This window comes from Paraburkholderia sp. GAS206C (assembly GCF_050435645.1).
Lineage (GTDB): Bacteria > Pseudomonadota > Gammaproteobacteria > Burkholderiales > Burkholderiaceae > Paraburkholderia > Paraburkholderia phenazinium_B.
Genome location: NZ_JBNDKR010000012.1, coordinates 208189 through 229565, shown reverse-complemented (window position 1 = coordinate 229565; position 21377 = coordinate 208189). Strand labels below are relative to the sequence as shown.

16 protein-coding genes are annotated in these 21377 nt (G+C 62.8%); 5 read left to right on the top strand and 11 right to left on the bottom strand.

All coding sequences use genetic code 11. The features are described from left to right. The first annotated feature begins 12 nt into the window (after positions 1-12). The gene (locus tag P3T20_RS31070; RefSeq protein ID WP_074268385.1) at positions 13-1596 is read left to right on the top strand and encodes a methyl-accepting chemotaxis protein; all 1584 of its coding nucleotides are present in this window, start codon (positions 13-15) and stop codon (positions 1594-1596) included. Positions 1597-1685: 89 nt separating this feature from the next. On the opposite strand, the gene P3T20_RS31065 is transcribed toward P3T20_RS31070, so the two are convergent. The 3 genes from P3T20_RS31065 to P3T20_RS31055 all read right to left on the bottom strand — a co-directional run bounded on the left by P3T20_RS31065 (position 1686) and on the right by P3T20_RS31055 (position 3894). Beyond that, positions 1686-2519, bottom strand: coding sequence for a class II glutamine amidotransferase (locus P3T20_RS31065; RefSeq protein ID WP_429288802.1), 834 nt, complete (start codon positions 2517-2519; stop codon positions 1686-1688). A gap of 50 nt (positions 2520-2569) precedes the next feature. Next, complete coding sequence (locus P3T20_RS31060; protein WP_074268383.1) at positions 2570-2911, bottom strand: type II toxin-antitoxin system HicB family antitoxin; 342 nt, start codon at positions 2909-2911, stop codon at positions 2570-2572. 314 nt (positions 2912-3225) lie between these two features. Further along, complete coding sequence (locus tag P3T20_RS31055) at positions 3226-3894, bottom strand: MarC family protein (protein ID WP_074269428.1); 669 nt, start codon at positions 3892-3894, stop codon at positions 3226-3228. 348 nt (positions 3895-4242) lie between these two features. On the opposite strand from P3T20_RS31055, the gene P3T20_RS31050 reads away from it, so the two are divergent. From P3T20_RS31050 to P3T20_RS31040, 3 genes are all read left to right on the top strand, one after another. After that, positions 4243-4458, top strand: a complete 216-nt coding sequence (locus P3T20_RS31050; RefSeq protein ID WP_074268382.1) for a DUF3311 domain-containing protein — start codon at positions 4243-4245, stop codon at positions 4456-4458. Beyond that, the gene (locus P3T20_RS31045) at positions 4455-5936 is read left to right on the top strand and encodes a sodium:solute symporter family protein (protein WP_429288801.1); all 1482 of its coding nucleotides are present in this window, start codon (positions 4455-4457) and stop codon (positions 5934-5936) included. The genes P3T20_RS31050 and P3T20_RS31045 overlap by 4 nt, the downstream gene beginning before the upstream one ends. A 263-nt stretch (positions 5937-6199) precedes the next feature. Next, positions 6200-7132 (top strand): flagellar brake protein, encoded by a 933-nt coding sequence (locus P3T20_RS31040; RefSeq protein WP_074268380.1) that lies wholly within the window; start codon positions 6200-6202, stop codon positions 7130-7132. A gap of 21 nt (positions 7133-7153) precedes the next feature. On the opposite strand, the gene P3T20_RS31035 is transcribed toward P3T20_RS31040, so the two are convergent. From P3T20_RS31035 to P3T20_RS31000, 8 genes are all read right to left on the bottom strand, one after another. Next, positions 7154-7762, bottom strand: a complete 609-nt coding sequence (locus P3T20_RS31035; protein ID WP_074268379.1) for a DUF4136 domain-containing protein — start codon at positions 7760-7762, stop codon at positions 7154-7156. A gap of 71 nt (positions 7763-7833) precedes the next feature. Further along, a complete protein-coding gene (locus P3T20_RS31030; protein WP_429288800.1) occupies positions 7834-10287 on the bottom strand; it encodes a CHASE2 domain-containing protein in 2454 nt (817 codons plus the stop codon). A gap of 21 nt (positions 10288-10308) precedes the next feature. Beyond that, positions 10309-11733: a FecR domain-containing protein gene (locus P3T20_RS31025; protein WP_429288799.1), complete on the bottom strand. Its 1425-nt coding sequence runs from the start codon at positions 11731-11733 to the stop codon at positions 10309-10311. After that, positions 11730-12428: a response regulator transcription factor gene (locus P3T20_RS31020; protein ID WP_074268376.1), complete on the bottom strand. Its 699-nt coding sequence runs from the start codon at positions 12426-12428 to the stop codon at positions 11730-11732. Before P3T20_RS31020 ends, P3T20_RS31025 begins: the two co-directional genes overlap by 4 nt. Before the next feature lie 430 nt (positions 12429-12858). Beyond that, positions 12859-13281: a hypothetical protein gene (locus tag P3T20_RS31015; RefSeq protein WP_074268375.1), complete on the bottom strand. Its 423-nt coding sequence runs from the start codon at positions 13279-13281 to the stop codon at positions 12859-12861. A 364-nt stretch (positions 13282-13645) separates the two neighbouring features. After that, entirely contained in the window at positions 13646-14155 is a 510-nt protein-coding gene (locus P3T20_RS31010; protein ID WP_429288798.1) for a DUF1697 domain-containing protein, read from the bottom strand. 67 nt (positions 14156-14222) lie between these two features. Continuing rightward, entirely contained in the window at positions 14223-17546 is a 3324-nt protein-coding gene (locus P3T20_RS31005) for an SNF2-related protein (protein ID WP_429288797.1), read from the bottom strand. Positions 17547-17778: 232 nt separating this feature from the next. After that, a complete protein-coding gene (locus P3T20_RS31000; RefSeq protein WP_429288796.1) occupies positions 17779-18570 on the bottom strand; it encodes a DeoR/GlpR family DNA-binding transcription regulator in 792 nt (263 codons plus the stop codon). A gap of 261 nt (positions 18571-18831) precedes the next feature. Here P3T20_RS31000 and P3T20_RS30995 point away from each other — a divergent pair, with 261 nt between their 5' ends. Then, on the top strand, positions 18832-21312 hold the full coding sequence (locus P3T20_RS30995; RefSeq protein WP_429288795.1) for a GcvT family protein: 2481 nt from the start codon (positions 18832-18834) through the stop codon (positions 21310-21312). The last annotated feature ends 65 nt before the right edge of the window (positions 21313-21377 follow it).

Here is a 21377-nt window from a genome sequence, read left to right as displayed (position 1 = left end):
CACGGAGTGTGCATGCGCAAGCTCGGATTCAAGCAGAAACTCTGGCTACCGCTTCTCGTCAGCCTGACCGCCCTGCTGCTGGTGTCGATCTCCGCTGCCTGGCTGTCCTATCAGACGCGAATCGACGAGCGCAAACACGATCTGGTCAACGTCGCGCATATAGGTCTGTCGATTGTCGAGGAGTACGCAGCACTTGCGCAGGCCGGCACCCTCACCGAGGATCAGGCTCGCCAGCAGGCGCTCGCCCGGCTGCGCGACATCCGCTACGGCGAGGATGGTTACTTCCTCGTCATCAATTCGCGGCCGCAGATGGTGATGCATCCGATGAAGCCGGCGATGAACGGCAAGGATCTGAGCGGCGTCGCCGACGCCGACGGCCGCCACCACTATGTCGCTTTCGCCTCGACCGCGCAGGCCCCGCAAGGCGGCTTCGTCGACTACGTGTTTCCCCGGCCGCATATCACGCCGGCCACGGCGGTCGACAAGCTCGGCTACGTCGTACGTTATGCGCCCTGGGACTGGATTATCGCCACCGGCGCTTACACAGACGATATCGCCGCTGCGTTCCATAATTCCCTGTATGCAGCGGGCGGCGTGTTCCTCGTGCTTGCCGTGCTGCTGGCGTTGCTGGTCGCGCTCATCAACCGCAGCATCGAACGCACCATTGGCGGCGATCCGCACTACGCCGCCGACATCACAGAAGCGATCGCCTCGGGCAACCTCGCCATCGGCATCCGCACGCGCAGGAACGACACCGATAGCCTGATGCAGACCATCCGGCGCATGCGTGATGCGTTGAAACGCACCATCGGCGAGATTCGCGGCGTCGCCGACAACGTGGCTGTCACCGCTCGCCAGATTGCCAGCGGCAATGCGGACCTCTCGGCGCGCACCGAGAGCCAGGCGGCTGCGCTACAGCAGACCGCGTCGAGCCTGGAAGAAATGACCTCGATGGTGCACCAGACTGCGGAGAACGCCCGCAGCGCGAGCCAGCTCGCAACCAACGCCGCGCAGGTCACCGACCGCGGCGGCGCGATGGTGGTCGAGGCGGTCGCCACCATGCGCGACATTTCCAGCGAATCGCAGAAGATGGTCGACATCATCGCGGTGATCGAAGGCATCGCCTTTCAGACCAATATCCTCGCGTTGAACGCCGCCGTCGAAGCCGCAAGGGCCGGTGAGGAAGGCCGCGGCTTCGCGGTGGTGGCGGGTGAAGTGCGCAATCTGGCGCAGCGCAGCGCGAGTGCTGCCAAGGAAATTCGCGGATTGATCCAGAACGCCGTGGGCAAGGTGGGCTCGGGCGCTGAGCTGGTCGAGCGGACCGGTGCGACGATTCAGGAAGCGCAGGACGCCATGGCGCGTGTGACCAGCATCGTGCAGGAGATCGCCTTGGCGGTGGCGCAGCAGAGCGAGGGCATCGAACAGATCAACGTGGCCGTCACGCAGATGGACAACGTGACGCAACAGAACGCCGCGCTCGTCGAGCAGGCGGCTGCGGCGGCACTGTCTTTCGAGGATCAGGCGCGGCAGTTGCAAGCGGCCGTGGCGGCGTTCGACGTGGGGGAAACTTCGCACGGCTCAGCGGTCCAGCATTGAAGCCGTGGCGCTATGTCTTGAAGCTGAGCGCGTGGCCGCGCCCGAAGGTTGACCCCGGTGCCGCCCACACTACCCCGCCTTGGCCCGCGTCATCCCAGGTGCGGGTTGAAGTCGTATTGTTCGATCTGGCCGCCACGCGCCACCAACGCAGTCCGCTCCGGAATCTCCTCCCACCAGCCGGGCAGATCCACCAGCGGCTCGGACAACACCAGAAACGCATCGTCGCCGGCCGCGGCGATACGTGCATCGTGCGGATACAGTTCATGCAGGTGGTGGAACGACGTGCTGTGAAACAACGTGCGCGAATCGCGCTCGCTCGAATAACGTACTGCGATGATCTGCTCGCCATCGGTCGCGCAGACCGTCATGTTCAGCGGTTGTTCGACGCCGTTCTTGTGACCGGTGGCCTCCACAAAAGCGACCATCCGCTCCAGTGCGGTGACCGGCGTCAATTCGAGGCCGAAGGTCAGCGCGAGATAGAACAGCACTTCGGAGTCGGTCGAACCTTCGATCGACGGGAACAGTTCAGGCTTGATCGCCAGCATCAGTTCGCGCCGCACCAACGGGTAATTGCGCACGAGGCCGTTGTGCATGAATAGCCAGCGTCCGTGGCGAAACGGGTGGCAGTTGGTTTCCTGAGCGGGGGTGTCGGTGGCTGCGCGAATATGCGCGACAAAAAGCGGCGAGTGGATCGCGCGAGCGGCTTCGCGCAGGTTGCGGTCGCTCCAGGCGGGCTGCATACAGCGGTAGCGGAACGGGATGTCCGTAGGACGCCCGTACCAGCCGATGCCGAAGCCGTCACCATTGGTGGTGGTTTTGCCGAGGCGCGAATGCAGGCTTTGATCGATCAGCGAATGTTTGGCGCGGAACAGAACCGTCTCGAGTTGGACGGGATTGCCGGTGTAGGCCAGCCAGCGACACATGTGGGACCTCCTCGGGTTGATTCGGGATATCGGGACCTACGCAGGTTGGCTTACCCGAACGCGTGCGAAGCCTGGTCCAACACCTCGTCGGCCCATTGACTAATACTTTTACCAGCTGCCGCAGCGGCGACACTGACTGCGGCATGGACCTCGGGGCGGATGCGGAGCATGAGTTTGCCCGACGCGGCCTTTTGAGGTTCCCGCCCGGTCTTCTCACAATCGTCCAGGTAGTGATCGATTGCTTTGCGAAAGTCAGCCGTCAACCCGGCTACTGTTTCGCCGTGGAAAGTGATGCGGTCCGACACACCGAGCACATGTCCAACAAAAATGTTGTCGGCTGGATCGAATCCGACCTTGCCCAGATAACCCTTATAGGTCATTGCATTCATCATGGCGTTACTCCCAATTCGATGAACCATTCCCGCACTTCCTCCACCTGATACCTTTTCGCGTCCTTGCCCGGATGCGGTCGATGCAAATATCGTCGACTGCCATTCAATTCGAATGCAATCCGCGAACACGATGCACCGTGCGTAGGTCGTTTGAATACCGCGTGCAATGTCGATTTGTGCCTGGCTTTCGTGGGCGACGATATCACAAAGCGATATCAAGCCGCGTCATGTATCTCGACCACTCGGTGTCTCACTGCCACGCTGATGTCGCGGAAATTTTCCGCGCGGCAGCAGTTCTCTGTGCCGCTCGCCACCTACTTCGGCGGCAACTGCGCAATAGGAATCAGAAACTCCGAAAACCCCGTCAATATGATCTGCACGCCAATGCAGAGCAGCAGAAACGACGACACCCGCATCGCCACCTTAGTGCCTTCGACGCCAAGATAGCGGGCAAAAATGACGGCACGGCTATAGGTGACATAGACGACCACGGCCACGATGATCGAGATCACGACCGAGGCGATGCTGGACAGCACGAACTCGGACAGCTTGTGGGTTCGGTTCGCATTCAGCGCGATAGCCGTGGCGAGCGAACCCGGCCCGGTGGTCAACGGCACCGTGAACGGGAAGAAAGCCCGTGACGTGGCGTTCTCCGCATCGACCCGCTTGACTGCGGATTCCGCCGGCGGCGTATCGGGCGCATTGAGCATGTTCCAGCCGGCGACCGCGACAGCCAAGCCACCGCCGATGCGCAGCGCCTCCATGGAAATGCCGAAGAAATGCAGAACAGGCGTGCCGAGGAAGAACGCGACGAGCAGCACGCACATCACGTTGATGGCAATCTTGCGCGCCAGCGCGGTGCGTTCTTCAGTGGTAAGCGATGCAGTCCGGTCAAGGAAAACGAAGGCAATGCCGAATGGATTGATGATGCTGATCAATCCGGTAAACCCAAACAGAATGTCCGAGATCAGACTTTCCACCATGTTGGCGATCCGCATCGAGCGACAGCTCAGATGGGTCCCGGCCGGGACGCGATGAGCCATCGGATTGTGTCTGGCTGGACGGAACCTGCTTCCCCGCCCAGATCGTTCTTCTGTTATTCACGCGGTCAGACCATGCGGGCAAACCCGATTGCCGTAGACACCCATGGCCACACTATGGTCGCACGCCTAATCATATCCCGGCCGCTCCCGTTACGACCGCCGCGACTCAAAGCCTTCAAATTGCCTACATCTTTTTGACGACCTTTACGGACCAGAGCCATCTGGCATAAAGTCGGGACGGAAGACTGGCTTCCCCAGACGCACCTACCGTTCGAGGAGTTGCTCCCCATGTTCCTTCGCATTCTCGCCGCGCTGCCGTTCATCGGCATCCTGCTCGGCGTGCCGTTCGTCAACCGTGTCGAGCCGCTCGTGCTGGGCATGCCATTCGTGCTTGCATGGATCGTCCTGTGGGTGATCCTGATCTCGATCATCATGGGTATCGTCTACCGGCTCGATCCGACCAATCGTCAAACCGCCGTCGATACCGAAGAGGCCCGATCATGAGCAGCGCTCTCGTTATCATCGCCCTCTTCACGGCATTCGCGCTGTATCTCGGACTGCGCGCCAAGCGCGGTCACGACATGAGTCTCGAACAGTGGACCGTCGGCGGCCGCAGTTTCGGCACCGCGTTCGTGTTCCTGCTGATGGCGGGTGAGATCTACACCACCTTCACCTTTCTCGGCGGCAGCGGGTTCGCCTACGGCAAGGGTGCGCCGGTCTATTACATCCTCGCTTACGGGTCGCTCGCCTACATCCTGTCGTACTGGATGCTGCCGCCCATCTGGCGCTTTGCGAAAGCACAACGACTGATCTCGCAGCCGCACTTCTTCGCGCGCAAATACGACAGCCCGGCTTTGGGCGTGCTGGTCGCGCTGGTCGGCGTGGCTGCGCTGATTCCGTATCTGGTACTGCAACTGAAGGGACTCGGCATCATCGTCGCAACCACCTCGTATGGCGCGATCTCGTCGACCTCCGCCGTCTGGATCGGCGCCGCGGTGGTGACGTGCTACGTGATCGTCTCGGGGGTGCGCGGCTCGGCGTGGAACTCGGTCGTCAAGGACACGCTGATTCTGGCGATCGTGCTGTTTCTCGGCATCTATCTGCCGATCCATTACTACGGTGGCCTTAGCGATATGTTCCGGACGATCGACGCCGCCAAACCCGGCTTCCTCACTTTCCCCGCCAAGGGGTCGAGTGTGGCGTGGTTCCAGTCGACCGTACTGCTCACCGCGCTTGGGTTTTTCATGTGGCCGCACACCTTCGGCTCGGTATTTACAGCCAAGGACGAACGCATTTTCCGCCGCAACGCGATCGTGCTGCCGCTCTATCAGCTGATCCTGCTGTTCGTGTTCTTCGTCGGTTTTGCGGCCGTGCTGAAAGTGCCGGGCCTGAAAGGCGGCGATATCGATCTCTCGCTGTTCAAGTTGTCGTTGCAGACCTTTGATCCCTGGTTTGTCGGGATCATCGGCGGCGCGGGCGTGCTGACCGCGCTGGTGCCGGGTTCGATGATCCTCAACACGGCCTCGACCCTGCTCGCCAATGACGTGTACCGCGGCCTGCTCAAGCGCGATGCAGCCGACGAGTCCGTCAAGAAGCTTGCACGCATTCTGGTGCCTGTCGTCGCTCTGGTCGCCGTGGCTTTCACGTTGCACGGCGGCGAAACCATCGTCGCATTGCTGTTGATGGGCTACAGTTTCGTCACCCAGCTGTTTCCGGCCATGGTGTGCAGCCTCGCGCCGCATAACCGGGCGACCAAACAGGGGGCGTTCTGCGGAATTCTGGCCGGCGTGGCGGTGGTGGCAGTGACGACGCTGATGCATCTCAGCATGGGCCAGTTATTCCCGTTCCTGCCCGATGTCGCCAAAGACGTGAATATCGGCTTTGTCGCACTGGCCTTGAATATCATCGTATTCGTGCTGGTCAGCGCGGTCACACAGCCGCGCGCCAGCGGGCAACAGCCAGCGCATACGCAAGTGCATTGAGCACGCGACGCGGCTTCTATTTGCAGGTGTCGGCAAATAGAGGCCGCTTTCCCTGGATTGATTGTTAGACATCCTTCGCGATCTGCGAATCTATCTGTTTCCAATAACAGCGCCAATCGGCGCCAAGCAGTGCCAATTCCCTCCTCAAACTGCTCCTATCAATCCATTCATAAGCCATTTCTACCTGCTATCGATAATTGATTAAACTTTCCGGTAATGGTGACGTTAATATTAGTCACCCACTTCGATATTAAAAACGCCAAATGAACGAAGATACCGTGGAGTTACCCGTCAGGGCAGTGCCGGCCGCATTGAACCTTGACACCGTTCCGGTCGGCACGCCGCTCGACTGGCCTATCGTAGACGGCGACGGCACCTTGCTGCTCGATGCCGGCGCGATCCTGGTCGGCGTCGAGGAACGCAAGTTCCTGTTCGACAACTTCAAGCCGCAGCGCGGCGATGTGCCTGATGCCGACGCATCGCCCGGCGAGGCTGGTGCCGCCAGGACCGACACGTCGGATCCACTGGCGGTCAAAGACATGCATCTGACGATCGGTGCGCTGATCGGCGTGCGTCTGCATGTGGGCAGCGCCGCGCCGATGCATCCGTGCCGCATCATCGGTTTCGCGCCGAACCAGTCGCTGTTCGCTACCCCGCCGCTGTTCGAAGGCAAAATCCTGCCGCTGGGGGTCGGCGAAAACGTGGAGATCGTCGCGATCGCGAGCCAGGCGGTGTTCCGCTTCGTCTGCACGGTCGAAGCGGTCTGCCAGTTGCCGTTCGACTACGTCGTGCTGTCCAGACCAGGGGTGATCCGCCGGCTGCGCGAGCGCAAATCGATCCGCGTGCGGGCTCGCCTACCGGTGCGCTACGGGGTCGGCGAAACTGGCAACACCTACGAAGGCATCGGCCTCGCGAAGGGCGTCAGCGCGCTTGGCATGTCGCTGACGGCGTCCTGGCCGCTAGGGTCGGTGGGCGAGCGTTTGCGCGTCGCCTTCCGTCTCAAGTCCAAGGAGCTCGACACGACGATCGAGACCACGGCGATCATCCGTAACGTGCAAAAGGGAGTCGCCGGCGAACCCGCCGTGCACGGCCTTGAGCTCGACCGGCTCGACATGGGGCAGCAGATGGCCATGAAGGTCTTCGTGTTCGACCGGCAGGACGACGTCCTGTATTGGACCAACGGCAGCAACAAGTAGCGGTAGCGGACTGCGCACGAATCAGGGCGCCACGGGCTTCACCGATACGACCTGGGGCGTACCGCCCCCGTTGTTGGCGCGCAGTTTCACGCGCCAGTCCGGGTGATCGGCAAACGGAAACTGGGCCAGCGCGCTCTTCACGAGGTACGGAATCGCATGCTGCGGGTCCGCATCGTGATCCACGCTGCTGGCGCTTACTTTGTAGACCTCGTGTCCGTTGGTCTGCTCGAAGAAGCGCAGCGTCAGCGAGTGTTTGTACGAGTGGCCGAACAGTGAGAACGAGGCCTGGCCCGGACTGTTGCAGTCCGCCTCCGGGCACCCTGCCGTGCCGACGCCCACGCCCGCAAGCCGGGTGTCGTAAGCGATCGACAGCATATAGTGCGCGTGCAGTTCGGTGGCATCGGCGAAGCCGTATTTGCCGAGTTCGGTCCGGATCAATGCTTCGTATTCCCGATGATCTGGCGTGTCATCCTGCAACGGCGAGCGTGCCAGCACATAGCTGCGCTCGCCTTGCAGTGGCGCAGCCGAGGGCGACGCCCGCACGTCGGTGTTGACGCCGGCACATCCCGTCAGGCCGGCGGCGAGGCTTGCTGCAATTAGCACGGTACCTATCAGCGTGATTTTCATCATCTTCTCGCTTCGTCAAAAGAATACGGTGTGCCCGTCAGGCGCTTCATGGCCGCTAGTCTGCTTGACGCTAGCTACCGCAGCCTGGCGTCGAGTTGCGTATCGAGCTTCGCGTCGAGTGCCGTGTCGTCGAAGGCCGGCAGACACACCGTAAACGCGGTGCCCTTGCCCGGTGCGCTCTCGACCTGCACCTCGCCGCCGTGACGCGTCACGACAGTTTTCACGAAAGCCATCCCGAGTCCCGCGCCGCCGGTCTCCGGCTGCTCGGTTTCGTGGAAACGCCGGAACCGCTGGAATAGCCGGCTCTGCTGGTCGAGCGGGATGCCATAGCCCTGGTCGCGGATCGTGCATTGCACGCGTCGCGGCAAGCCGTCGACCGGCCCCACCGTGCAGACGATGCGCGACCCAGGCGGGCTGTACTTCACGGCATTGTTCATAATATTGACAAGCGCACGCGTCATCAACGAGCGATCGGCGCAGATCCAGTAGCCGTCGTCGCCTTCCGCGGCGGTTTCCATCTGGATCTGCTTGGCATGAGCCTGCGGCCACACTTCGTCGCTGGCGTCGATGGTCAGCTCGCTCAGGCTCACCGGTTCGAGAACGTACGCCTGCGATTCCGCGCGTGCCAGTTGCACGAAGTCGTCGGCCAGCGTCAGGGCGCGGCGCGAATAACGTGCGATGCGCTCCAGCAGTTCATGTACGTGGCCCGATTCGGTGCGGGCGCGTTCAATCTCGACCAGCGCGAGAATCGAGGCCTGCGGCGAGCGCATGTCGTGCGACAGCAGCCGCAATGCATCCTCGCGCTGGCGCTCCGCCGCGTGCAGCGCAGAAACGTCGACCAGACCGGCGATCCAGCCGGTCACTTCCCCTTCTTCGTTGCTGCACGTCGCGTAGCGCAGCAGGTGGTCGCGCTCGGCCTGATCGCGCACTTCGATGCCCTGCGCCATCAGGTCTGCGAATTCGCGCCGCGCCGGATCGAGGATCGCCGGCCAGTGTGTGCGCGCCCGCGCATCGTTTTCGGCGTCACCCTCGCCGCCGGCATCGATGGTCTTCACGAACGTCAGATCGCCGAGCACCTCGCCCATCAGACGGCCTTGCGGCGGCTGGACTCCCAGTCGAGCAAAATGCGTCATCGCGGCGTGGTTGGCAATCAGCACGATGCCGCGCACGTCGCTCACGAGGATCGACTCGGGCATGCTGTCGAGGCTGTCCCAGACGAAGCGCTTCATGTCCTGCACGCGCCGGGCGGCCTGCGCCATCAACGCCATATGCTGCTCCAGCACGTCGCCGCCGAACTCGCGGCGACGCGGCGGCGTTTCCGGCAGCAGGTGCGGTTCGTCTGCGAGACGCTGCAGCTCCTTGCGCAGATATGTCATGGTCATTTCGAGCCGCCGCCAGTTCCAGATCGGATACACCACGATCAGCCCGAGCACGGCTGGCACCGGTGACACCCACAGCCGTGCGCCGTATAGCAAGGCGGCACTCCCGCAGCCGATGACCGCGCTCAGCGCCGCCGTCAGCAACAACGAACGCCATGGCGAGAGCACGAGGAAGCCCGCCAGCAGCGCGGCGAGCGGCACCAGCGAGACCAGGATCAGCAGAAAAGCCGGGACTGGATCGATAGCCCGGCCGGTCAGCAGCGTGTCCAGAATATTCGCGTGGATATAGACGCCCGGCAGCGGTCCCAGATCGCCGGAGACAGGCGTCGCGAAGCGGTCGTATAAGCCCGAGGCAGTCACGCCTACCAGCACGACACGGCCGCGCAGCACGTCCGGCGGGACCTCGCCTGCCACGACGCTGGCGAACGACACATGCGAATAGTTCGTTGCGTTCAGGCTGAAGGGGATCAGAAAGCGCGCTTCGTCGACGGGTTCGCGGGTGCGGTCCTGCCGCCCAGCTAACCCTTCGACCGGTTGCGCGAGCCGGATGGCACCGCTTTTGATCGCGCGCCAAGGGGGTACCATCAACTGCGGCCAGCGCGAGTGGGCATCGCCTTCAAACAGCGCGACACTGCGGACGATGCCGTCATTGTCGACTTCCAGATTGATGTGGCCCAGTCCCGCCGCGGCTTCCGCCAGGCGCGGAACGGGTTTGACGACGACCCGTGCGCCGTCGTTGTCCTCGGGACTGAGCAGAACCGGCAGATAGGTCGGGCTAAGGGCGACCGCGTGGGCCAGTTGCGCGTCGTCTGCAGCGGCCTCGGTGAACAGCACGTCGTAGATCACGGCGGCCGGCTTCGCCTCGGCCAGCCGCTCCAGCAGGCTCGCGTGGACGCTGCGCGGCCAGGGCCAGTGGCCAAGCCGCTCGATGCTCGCATTGTCGATTTCGACCACGACGATATCAGCCAGCGCTGCTTGCTTATGCAGCATCAGGAAGCGGTCGTAGACGAGATGATCTATGCCTGCCGTCCAGCGGCCCGAGGCGCTGGCCAGGATCACCGCAATGCCCAGGCAGCCGATCGCGCCCCACTCCAGCAGGAAGCGTCGGCCAGCCGGCCGCCCAAGTCGTGCACGCGGATCGAGGCTCATGCGCGGAGAGTTAGAAGAGTCCTAGCGGGCAAGCGTGAACGACCGGATCGAGCTGCCCTTCTCGTAGAACCGGCCGTTTTCGAACTGCTCGGCAATTACGGTCCAATAATAAACGCCGCGTGGCAGATCCGTCACCACGAGCTCGCCGGCCGGCAGGTCGGTCCGGTCGACAAGCGGACTGCGCAGATCGGGCGAGGCGCCAAGGACGAAGCGGAAACGGGTCTCCACGCCCGGCCGGCTCGCGAACCAGCGGAACGTATAGTCGCGGGTGCCGGCGCGTGGCGTGGCCGATGCGCTCAGACCCAACTGGCGCCGCTCGAAAGCGTAGATCTGCGGCAGGCCTTCAAGGCCATTGCGATCGACTGCGGAGATGCGCACGAAGTAAGTGCCGTCGGGCAGATCGCCGAAATCGGCATGCGGCTCTTTCACCGGTAGATCGCGGATCAGATCGAGCAGATCCGCATCGCGGGCGATCTGCACGCGATAGCCGGAGGCCTGATTTTCCGGCACGAGATCGAACGCGACGGTTTTGCCGTCCTGGACCTTGCCGGGATCGGTCAACGAGGGAGCGGCCAACAATTCGACCGGCGTGCCGATCGAACCGCTCGCGCTGGACACGTTGCCGAAGCGCGCCGACACGAGCTGCTCGGACGCTTGCAGCGGCACACCCGGCGCGGGTGCCGCCGCCGACCCGCTGGCCGGATCCACGCCGACCGCGCCGTCCAGCACTTCCACCACGGTCTGCTGCTGGGCGGTGTCGTAGCTCACCCGAAAGTGCGTGCCGCGCACGCCCGCCACCACCGACGGCGAACGGATCTGGAAACGATCGTCCTTCTTCGTCGCGTGCGTGACTTCGCTTTCCACCTCTCCACGCTGCAGCAGAAGCACCCGGTCGGAGGCACCGGTCAGGCTCGTCACACGCAGCTTGCCGACCTCGAGCCTCGCGCCCTGCGACAGCGTCACGTGCGAGCCGTCCGGCAGTTCCAGCGACGCGAAGCCATCGTGGCCGGTACGCACGCGATCGCCTTCGCCGAGGCTCGTGCCGGCCGCAAGCGGCGTGTACGGGCCGGCGCCAAACGCACGTTCGACCGGACCGCTGACGGCCACCACACGCGCGGCTTCCTGCTCCTGGCGCAGCAATGCTGCCGGGATTTGCAACTGGATGCCCGCCTGCATGTGGCGCGGCGCCGGCACCTTGTTCAGGCGGCTCAATACGGCCCAATCGTGCGGATCGCGCAGGTAGCGTGCCGCTATCTCATACAGGGTATCGCCGGCCTTGGTCGTGTAGGGCACGGTCACAAGTGAGGCGCTTTTGCTGTTGTGCGCTGCGGCCAGTGCCGGCGAAAGCCCGAGCGCCGCGACGAAGCAAGGCACGAAGATCGCCAGCGCACGGCGCGCACTGCCAGCCGCCAGACCAACCGGCGGCGTGAATCCAGAAACCGTCACGCATCCCCCTTTTCGATGCGCTCAAGCCGGTATCCATAGCCGTAGATCGGCGTCAGGCGATAGCCGTTTTCCGGTCTAAGGCCGAGCTTGCTGCGCAACATCGAAACGTGGGTATCCATTGTGCGTGACGGGATTTCAGTGGCCTGCTTCCAGATCACATCGAGAATGTGCGCACGCGAGAGCGGCCGGCTCAGATGCTGGAATAGCAGCAGGGCAAGGTCGAATTCCTTTTGCGTGACCGCCACGGCGGTGCCTCGCACCAACACGTGCTTGGAACTGAGATCGAACTCGTAATCGCCGAAGGTTTCCTTGAGCGCCGCGGTGTTGAGCTTGTACGCCCGCCGCAGCAACGAGCCGACGCGAGCCAGCAGGACGCCCGAGGACACCGGTTTCACGACATAGTCGTCCGCGCCCGTGTTGAGGATCGAAGTGATATCGGTCTCGCGGCTGCGGCTCGTCATGAACAGCACCGGCAAACGCTCGGAGAGGCTCTCGCGCACCCAGCGCAGCACTTCTTCGCCGGACATATCGGGGACGTTCCAGTCCAGCACCAGCAGATCGAAAGTCTGGCGCCGAAGCTGGCGGACCAACGCGCGGCCCTCAGCGTAGGCGTGGCAGATGTGACCAGCGGCCGAGAGCGTTTGACATACCAGATCGGCCTGAGCCGGATCGTCATCCAGGACTGCAATTCTCATAACACCCCGCAACGCAATTCCGTTATTCGTATCTGGATGGCCGGTCATCGGTCAAGAAAGCGCGTGCCTCTGTTGGGGCTGCACCGCGGCGTTATCTTTTGCGTCAGACGCGTACCCGGCGCGTCAAGCACGAGACAACGAACTCCGCCACCGACAACTCTATTTATCGATTATTAGTCGTGCGCCACAAACCCGCGTTTAAAACAGGTATCGGGAATATCTCAAAAATGGCGCACGCTTCACCCGGTCACAAAGCGTGATTGGGTTTTTTATCATAATCGAAAACCGCCACCCCCTTCCGAATGTCATCCACCTGCCATCCGGCATCGGCTCAAGCTCTCGAGCCTGTCACTCCACTTACCTAAAGCACTTCCTTGGGTCATAACCGGGCTTACAGCAGGTCTCGCTCGCGCTAATTCTATGGCCCCGTCTAACCTGTTCTTGTGGGCGCAAAGCTCTTTGCATCGCTCTCGCCTTCGTCATTCTCATCGTCGTTCTGCGGCTTCGACCGACTGTTCAAAGCCGCGTCCAGGTGAATGCGTACGTGCTCCCAGGCTCCGTGTGCATAGTCGGGTTGAGTCGCTGCCCAATCTTGTGCCAGTCCAAATACACGCCGCACTGTCGCGGCGCAAGCACTCAGATCGTCGTCCGAGTCACGCTTCGCCGTCTCACGCAGCAACTCGGCCAGCCACGGCATCTCGGGCGCACACGAATCGGCATAAGCAACCACCGCTGCGCGGGCGTGGCGATCATTAGCCGGATCGAGTTCGATACGCTGCAGGCGCCGCCCGACCTTGCGCTTCTGCTCGTTCGCCCTGAACGGAATGCGCGTCGTGCCTGGTCTAAAAAACATCCAATCCCTCGATTAGCGGTGCAGCACCCGTCACGCTATTTTTTCCAGCGTGATGCATCCCGCATGTTTTTCGTGACGCCGTCCCCGCCATACGTCCGAGTGTCAAATAATTATGGTCTGCGAGACAGTATAAGAACTGTCTCAATTTAAATCGTTTAAAGATTGTTAGATCGGTTTCCGGGTGTGTTCGGGAGCGCGCGTAAAAACGCGGCCTCGACGCGCCAATCCATTGAGGGCAGGCAGGTAGTCAGTATTTTGCGCAGTACCGGCCAGATTATCGTGTTACAGAATTTGTGCGGCCGGCGATTCGTCAGGCGGAATTTTGCTTTCGTAATTGGCGCGGATGCAGCGCGGGACCGTTCGACTATTGCTCTGCCCATTCAGCCAGAGTCGCCACGGTATTCATGTTGCGTGCGGTTCCGTTCGTGGCGGCCTGGATCTTCAGGTTTGAGTTTGCGATTCCGTTTGCATAGTGCACGTAGATCTCGCGGGTTCCGAGTGCGATTTCTTCCGTCTGCTGGCCGCTCACCTTGCTCAAGGTGTCCGCGGGCGGCGCTGCGTCGAGAAAGATGGCCAACGTCCGGTTCGGCGCGGCCGACTGGAAGGGGTTAGCGTCAAGCACCGCGGCCAGTTCCGCACCGGTTCGGACCAGCACGCCCACGGGCTTGCCGGCGTAGGCCTCGAGGGCACCTTCCAGCTTTGCCTTGACGGACTTTTCAGAGAGCTTGCTGACAAAGACGACGTTGCCGCTCGCGATGTATGTGCGCACCTTCGTAAAGCCGAGGGATTCGCACATGGCGCGTAGTTCCGCCATTGGAAGTTTGCCGGTGCCGCCGACATTCACGGCGCGCAAGAGAGCGATATAGGTCGTCATGTCGGCATTCTATTGCGTGTCGAGCGGTCGCGGTTTGTCTATCGCCGATCCCCTTACGCCTTACCGTTCACCCCGCTCGGGCGATCTCCGGCATCGGCGCGAACAGCGCGTCGAGATCGTCATCGGAGAATTTCACTGTCTCCGCCGCGTCCTCGGACAGAATGCTGTCGGCCAGCGCCGCCTTCTTCTCCTGCAACCGGACAATCTTCTCCTCGATACTGCCCGCCGCGATCAGCTTGTACACGAACACCGGCTTATCCTGTCCAAGACGATGGGCGCGATCCGTGGCCTGATTCTCGGCCGCCGGGTTCCACCACGGATCGTAGTGGATCACCGTGTCCGCCGCCGTGAGGTTCAAGCCGACGCCGCCTGCCTTCAGGCTGATCAGGAAGAGCGGCACCTCGCCGCGCTGAAAACGCTGCACCGGCGTGGCGCGATCGGTGGTGTCGCCGGTCAGGGTGACGTACGGGATCGCGGCCTTGTCGAGCGCCGCCGCAATCAGGTCCAGCATGCCGGTGAACTGCGAAAACAGCAGCACGCGCCGGCCTTCTTCGATCAACTCAGGCAGCATCGCCAGCAATAGCTCGAGCTTGGCCGACTCCTTGACGCGCGCCGCCTTCTCGAGTTTCACAAGACGCGGGTCGCAGCACACCTGACGCAATTTCAGCAGCGCATCCAGCACGATGATGTGGCTTCGGGCAAGTCCCTGCGAATTCACCGCCGCGCGCACTTTCGCCTGCATCGCCGTCCGGACGATTTCGTACAGATCACGCTGCGAGCCCTCCAGATCAACCGTACGCACAATCGTGGTCTTTTCCGGCAGCTCTTTCGCCACCTCGTCCTTGCGCCGGCGCAGCATGAACGGACGAATGCGCCGCGCCAGCAGCTCGCGCCGAACGCCATCGCCATTGCGCTCGATCGGATTGCGCCAGCGCTTGGTGAAGTCCTTCTGCGTGCCGAGAAAACCCGGCAACAGGAAGTCGAACTGCGACCACAATTCCCCGAGATGGTTTTCCAGCGGCGTGCCGGTGAGGCACAGACGGTGCCGTGCGCGCAGATCGCGAATCGCAGTCGCCGACTTGGTGGTGGCGTTCTTCACATACTGCGCCTCGTCGAGAATCAGCAGGTGGTACTCGTGCTCCGAGAGGACAGCGTGATCGCGCCATAGCAGGGCATAGGTCGTGAGAATCAGGTCGTGCTGGCCGATCAGTTCGAAGCGCTCCTTGCGCTGCGGCCCGTTCAGGACCAGCACCTTCAGATCCGGCGCAAAACGCTGCGCCTCTTCCCGCCAGTTATGGACCAGCGTAGTCGGCAAGACGATCAGCGCGGGACGGTCGAGCCGCCCTGCTTCCTTTTCCGCCAGCACGTGGGCGAGCGTCTGCACGGTTTTGCCGAGGCCCATGTCGTCGGCCAGAACGCCGGCCAGGTTGTGCTCGCGCAGGAACTGCATCCAGCTCAAGCCCTGATGCTGATACGGACGCAACTCGGCCCGCAGTCCGCGCGGCACCGGCACTTCCTGCACACCGCCGCCGGTCTGCAGACGCTGTGCCAACTGGCGGATCGACGCGTCGCCCTGGAACTGCCAGCGTCCCGTATCGGTCAGTGCGGCAAGACGTCCGGCATCAAGCTCAGGAATCCTGAGATTCTCGTCACCCTTCCAGCTACCCAGCCCGTCGAACAGATCGACCAGCACCCGCACCACCGGCTTGAGCCGTCCCGCACGCAGACGCAAGCGTTCGGCGCGGTCGGTGGTCAGTTCGATGGCTTCGTCATCGTCGATCGTTTCGAGCGCCCCGCCGAGCCAGCGGCGGTCGCGCCGGAACAGTCCGGCCAGCAGCGGTTCGAGGCGCACGGTGCGATCACCCAGCGTGATGCCCATCTCGAGGTCGAACCAGCCGTCGCCGGTCCGGCGCGCGGTACCTTCGATTGCATCGATTTCGATCACGTGATGACGGAAGCCGGACGCCAACGTTACGCGCCATCCCGCGTTGCTGAGCGCCGGCAGGGTTTCATCGACGAAGTCGGGCCACGCGTCGACGTCGGGTAACGCCAGTAGCGTCTCGGGCAGCGTGTGCCGCGCGTGGCCGCCGCTTGCCGGCACCACCTGCAGCCCCGCTTTGCGCAGTTCGAGAAGACGCTTCTTTTCAGTGTCGTAGCGGCGCCGGATATGCAGCACGCTGCCGCCGGGCACCGGCACTAGCGTAGCGCTGCTCTCCGCCTTGATGCTGACGCCTTCGTAGTCGAAGCTGGCCGTTGCGAAGTCCAGCATCTGATTGCGCTGGAAGTGTTTGCCAAGGCCGAGCGCGGACATCGACAGGCTGTTGAGGGCAAGCACCGGCACAGGCTCCACATCGATGACGCGGACTTTGGCCGTATCGAGCGCGGGCGGCAACGGCAGATCGGGTGCGACTTCGCGCAGCACTGCGGCCACCAGCGGCGCCTCGGCGAGCGAAATAGGCGGCATCGACAGGTAATCGGGCAGTTGCGGGAATGGCAACGACAGCTCGACGATGCCCGCCTCGCCCGCCTCGGCGTCGACGTACCAGACCGGCTCGGTGGCGAGCACCAACGCGGCCTGAGGCTCGGTGCGCAGCACCGGCCTCAGACGGTCGTCCGCCTGAGCTTCCCATTCGATGCGGCCCGCTCTTGCCGCGCCCCTCGAGAGCGGGCGTGGCGGATGCCGTGGTGTGCCGTCGGCTGGGTTCGCAGGAAACAGACGCCCTGTCGCCACGAGCTTATGCAGGACGTCGCCGCCGTTCGAGCCACGCAAGATGAAATGCCCGTGGTTCTGACGCGAATGGCCGAGCCATAAACTGCGCAAGATAACCAGGTCGTCGTCGGAAACGAATCTGGGCGCCTTGATCAAGGCTGCTTCGACATTGCTCCACGGTTCGTCGATCGAACGAATCACGCCTTCCGAATCGAGCCGCGCCTTGAAAAGCTGGATCTCGTGGCGCTGTTGATAACGCGACCAGCCGAGCTGATAGGCGAGCGCATGGGTCGGCTCGGCGTCTGGAGTGCGATGGCTCGGGGTGGTCTCGCTTTCGGCGCGTGCACGGAATGTCTCCATCCACCGGACCAGTTCGGGCCGCACGCCCGGCTGCGACTCGACCGCCCCTTCGAGCCCCGCGATCAGCAATGCGGCCATATGCTTGCACTGGTAGCCGACCGGGCACGAGCAGTCACCCTCGACCCACAACTCGTCGCCAATGTCGTGAAACTGCACGTCCACGACGTACGGGTGCCGCTGCGTACCCTGCACTTCGCCGCTCAGGGTGTTGTTTTCCCAGTGCAGGTTCGACACTGCATCGACGTAGTCGCGCGCCTTCTCGACCGTTCTGGCTCCCAACCACTTCGTAACGTGTTCTCGATCGTAGAAAACTGACGACATCCGGGTGACCCATCCATGCGTGTTCAGGCGAGCGGCAGCGTCGAGGAAATGCCGGGGCAGCCTGACCCGGGCTGCGGATCCTCTGCTGTTCTGCGAGGCCCGCCGAGGGTTGGCGGGGGCCGCATTCGCCACTGCAAACCGACTATTTTACGCATGTGCCGGTCATCACCGTTGCGGATGTGTCAAGAAAACAAACACGCGTTTCAAGCGGGATGCGCCGCCACCGGATCGCTCAGGGCGCGACGCCCGCCGCAGCGTCCGCGGGCATGCCAAAGCTCACCTCCAGATCCGCTGCGGCAAACAACTGGGTCAGCGCAGCAGACGGCGCCTGATCGGTAATCAGCAGATCGACCGCCTCGGGGCCGAACGCATGCACAAGCGCGGTGTGGCCGAATTTAGCGTGGTCAGCCACCACCACGCGCCGCTCGGCTTGCGCAAAAGCGACGAGCGAGTACGACACGTCGTCGGGCTGTGCGTCCATGAAGCGGCCTTGCGCGTCGATTGCCGTCACCGAGACGAACGCATAGCGCACGTGAAACTGGCGGATGAACGCCAGCGCGCTTTCACCGAACGCGGCCGAGTCGTCGGCGCGCAGTTCGCCGCCCGCGATGAACACCCGGTTGCCGTTGCGCGGCGCCAGCGTACGGGCAATTTCCGCGGAATTGGTCACGACGGTCAGCCGCGAGCGGGCGCACAGTGCCTGAGCAATATGGACACAGGTGGTGCCGCTATCGAGGATGAGCGAATCGCCGTCGTGCACCAGATCGGCCACGCGCGCCGCGATTACCCGCTTAGCTTCGAGATTCTCTTGCAGGCGGCGCTGGAACGGCGGTTCGTCGAGCCGCTCCGGCAGCGTCACGCCGCCGTGCACCTTCAGCAACACACCTTCGGCGATCAACGGTTTGATGTCGCGACGGATAGTCTCGTCGGACACGGCAAAAACTTCGGCCAGTTCGGTGACCGTGCAGGTGCGCTGGGTCTGCACGATGCGCAGGATTTCGGCTTGACGTTGGGTCGAAAACATACCGGAGGGCGGGAAGGTGCGAGTGGTGCCTAGTCTAGCAAAGGTGTCACGCCAGAGAAAGCCATTTCCACACATATCCAACTAAATCAACTTTCCTCGGTTAAATGAGCTTAAGCCTTTATTTTTAATGAAATAACGTACTTTATCCAAATCACCTCGCGATGAATTTTCCATGACTGTGTTGCGTTTTGAGGCGTTATGTTGCACTCTATGCCCACGAATTTCCACGCATATCCACATTCATCGCCCAGGACCTGAAAGATGTCTACACCTCTCCCCCAGCACGCCCGGGTTGTGATCGTCGGCGGCGGCATCGTCGGCTGCTCCGTGGCGTATCACCTGACGAAAATGGGTTGGACCGACGTGGTCCTGCTGGAACAGGGTCAACTGTCTTGCGGCACCACCTGGCACGCAGCGGGTCTCGTAGGCCAATTGCGCGCCCAGGAAAGCATGACGAAGCTGATCCGCTATTCCACCGCCCTCTATGCCGAACTGGAAGCGGATACCGGCCTCGCCACCGGCTGGAAACAATGCGGCTCGCTGTCCGTTGCGCGCACGGCGGAGCGGATGACGCAACTCAAGCGCACCGCGGCCGTCGCCCGCGCCTACGGTGTGACCTGCGATGTCATTAGCCCGCAGGAAGCCGGCGATCTGTGGCCGGTGATGCGCACCGACGACCTGCTCGGTGCAGTCTGGCTGCCCGGCGACGGCAAGGCCAACCCCACCGACCTCACGCAAGCTCTCGCCCGCGGCGCCCGCACACGTGGCGCGCGGATCGTCGAGAACACCCGCGTCACCGCGATCCATACACGGCAAACTCCGGGCGGCCGCGAAGTCAGCGGCCTTGCGTGGCGCAACAAGGACGGCGCCGAGGGCACCATCAACGCCGAGATCGTCGTCAACTGCGCGGGGCAATGGGCGAAGGCCGTCGGCCGGCTTTGCGATGTGACAGTGCCGCTGCACTCGGCCGAGCACTACTACATCGTCACCGAGCGGATTGCCGGCGTACATCCCGACCTCCCCGTGATGCGCGACCCGGACGGCTTTATCTATTTCAAGGAAGAAGTGGGCGGCCTCGTGATGGGCGGCTTCGAGCCGAACGCGAAGCCGTGGGGCATGAACGGTATCCCCGAGAATTTCGAATTCCAGTTGCTGCCCGACGACTGGGATCAATTCGAAATCCTGATGGAAAACGCCCTGCAGCGCGTGCCGGCACTCGAGAGCGCCCAGGTCCGGCAGTTCTACAACGGCCCCGAGTCGTTCACGCCGGACAACAACTTCATCCTCGGCGAAGCGCCTGAACTGCGGCATTTCTTCGTGGGCGCGGGCTTCAATTCGATGGGAATCGCCTCGGCCGGCGGCGCGGGCATGGCGCTCGCCGAATGGATCGTCGCCGGCACGCCGACCATGGACCTGTGGCCGGTCGATATCCGCCGGTTTGCGCGTTTCAACGGCAACGATACGTGGCTGCACGACCGCGTGAAGGAAACGCTGGGGCTGCATTACGCGATGCCCTGGCCGAACCGCGAACTCGATACCGCGCGTCCGTTCCGGCGCTCGCCGCTCTATCCGATGTTGCGCGACCAGGGCGCAAGTTTCGGCAGCAAGATGGGTTGGGAGCGGCCGAACTTCTTCGCACCGAGCGTGGCCGAAGCGAAGATCGACTACGCCTTCGGTCAGCAAAACTGGCTGCCGTGGAGCGGCGCCGAACATCGCGCCTGCCGCGAAGGCGTGGCGTTGTTCGACATGACGTCGTTTTCGAAATTCCTCGTCAAGGGACGTGATGCGGAAGAAGTATTGCAAGGCATCGTCGCCAACGATGTTGCTGTGCCGCCTGGCACCACCGTCTATACCGGCATGCTCAACGAGCGCGGCACATACGAGTCCGACTTCACGCTGACCCGCCTCGCTGCCGATCAATACCTGATCGTCACGGGCTCGGCGCAGACCACGCGCGATTTCGACTACATCGAGAAGTCGATCCCGCACGACAGGCACTGCACATTAGTGGATGTCACTGGGCAATACGCAGTGCTGGCGGTGATGGGTCCGCGCTCCCGCGAGCTGCTGCAAAGCATCTCGAAGGCGGACTGGAGCAACGACGGATTCCCGTTCGGCCAGAGCCGCGAGGTGGACATCGGCTATGCCACCGTGCGCGCTACGCGGCTCACCTATGTCGGCGAACTGGGCTGGGAACTGTATGTGCCGGTCGAATTTGCCGCGGGCGTCTACGAGACGCTGCATACCGCAGGCAAACCGTTCGGCCTCCTCAACGCGGGCTATTACGCCATCGATTCGCTGCGTATCGAGAAAGGCTATCGTGCCTGGGGACGTGAACTGACGCCGGATTCAAATCCGTTCGAAGCGGGCCTTTCGTTTGCCTGCAAACTGAACAAGCAGATTCCGTTCCGCGGCCGCGAGGCTCTGCTCAAGCTGCGCGACGAGCCGCTGCGCCGACGCATGGTCGTACTCACGGCCGACGGTGCCGCCGATCGCATGCTGTGGGGTGGCGAAGCGATCCTGCGCAACGGTGCGCCAGTCGGCTTCGTGAGCTCGGCGGCGTTCGGTCATACCTTGGGTTGTCCGGTGGCGATGGGGTACGTCAATAACCCGGACGGCATTGCCGATGCCGCGTATCTGACGAGCGGGCGATACGAGATCGACGTGGCCGGCGATCTGTTGCCCGCCATGGTTCATCTGAAAGCACCGTACGATCCGCGTTCGGAACGCGTCAAAAGCTGACCGTGCCGCGCGGTACCGCGCTGGCTTTCGCCGCTCACGCCTGAACGATGTGAGCGACGTAGGCG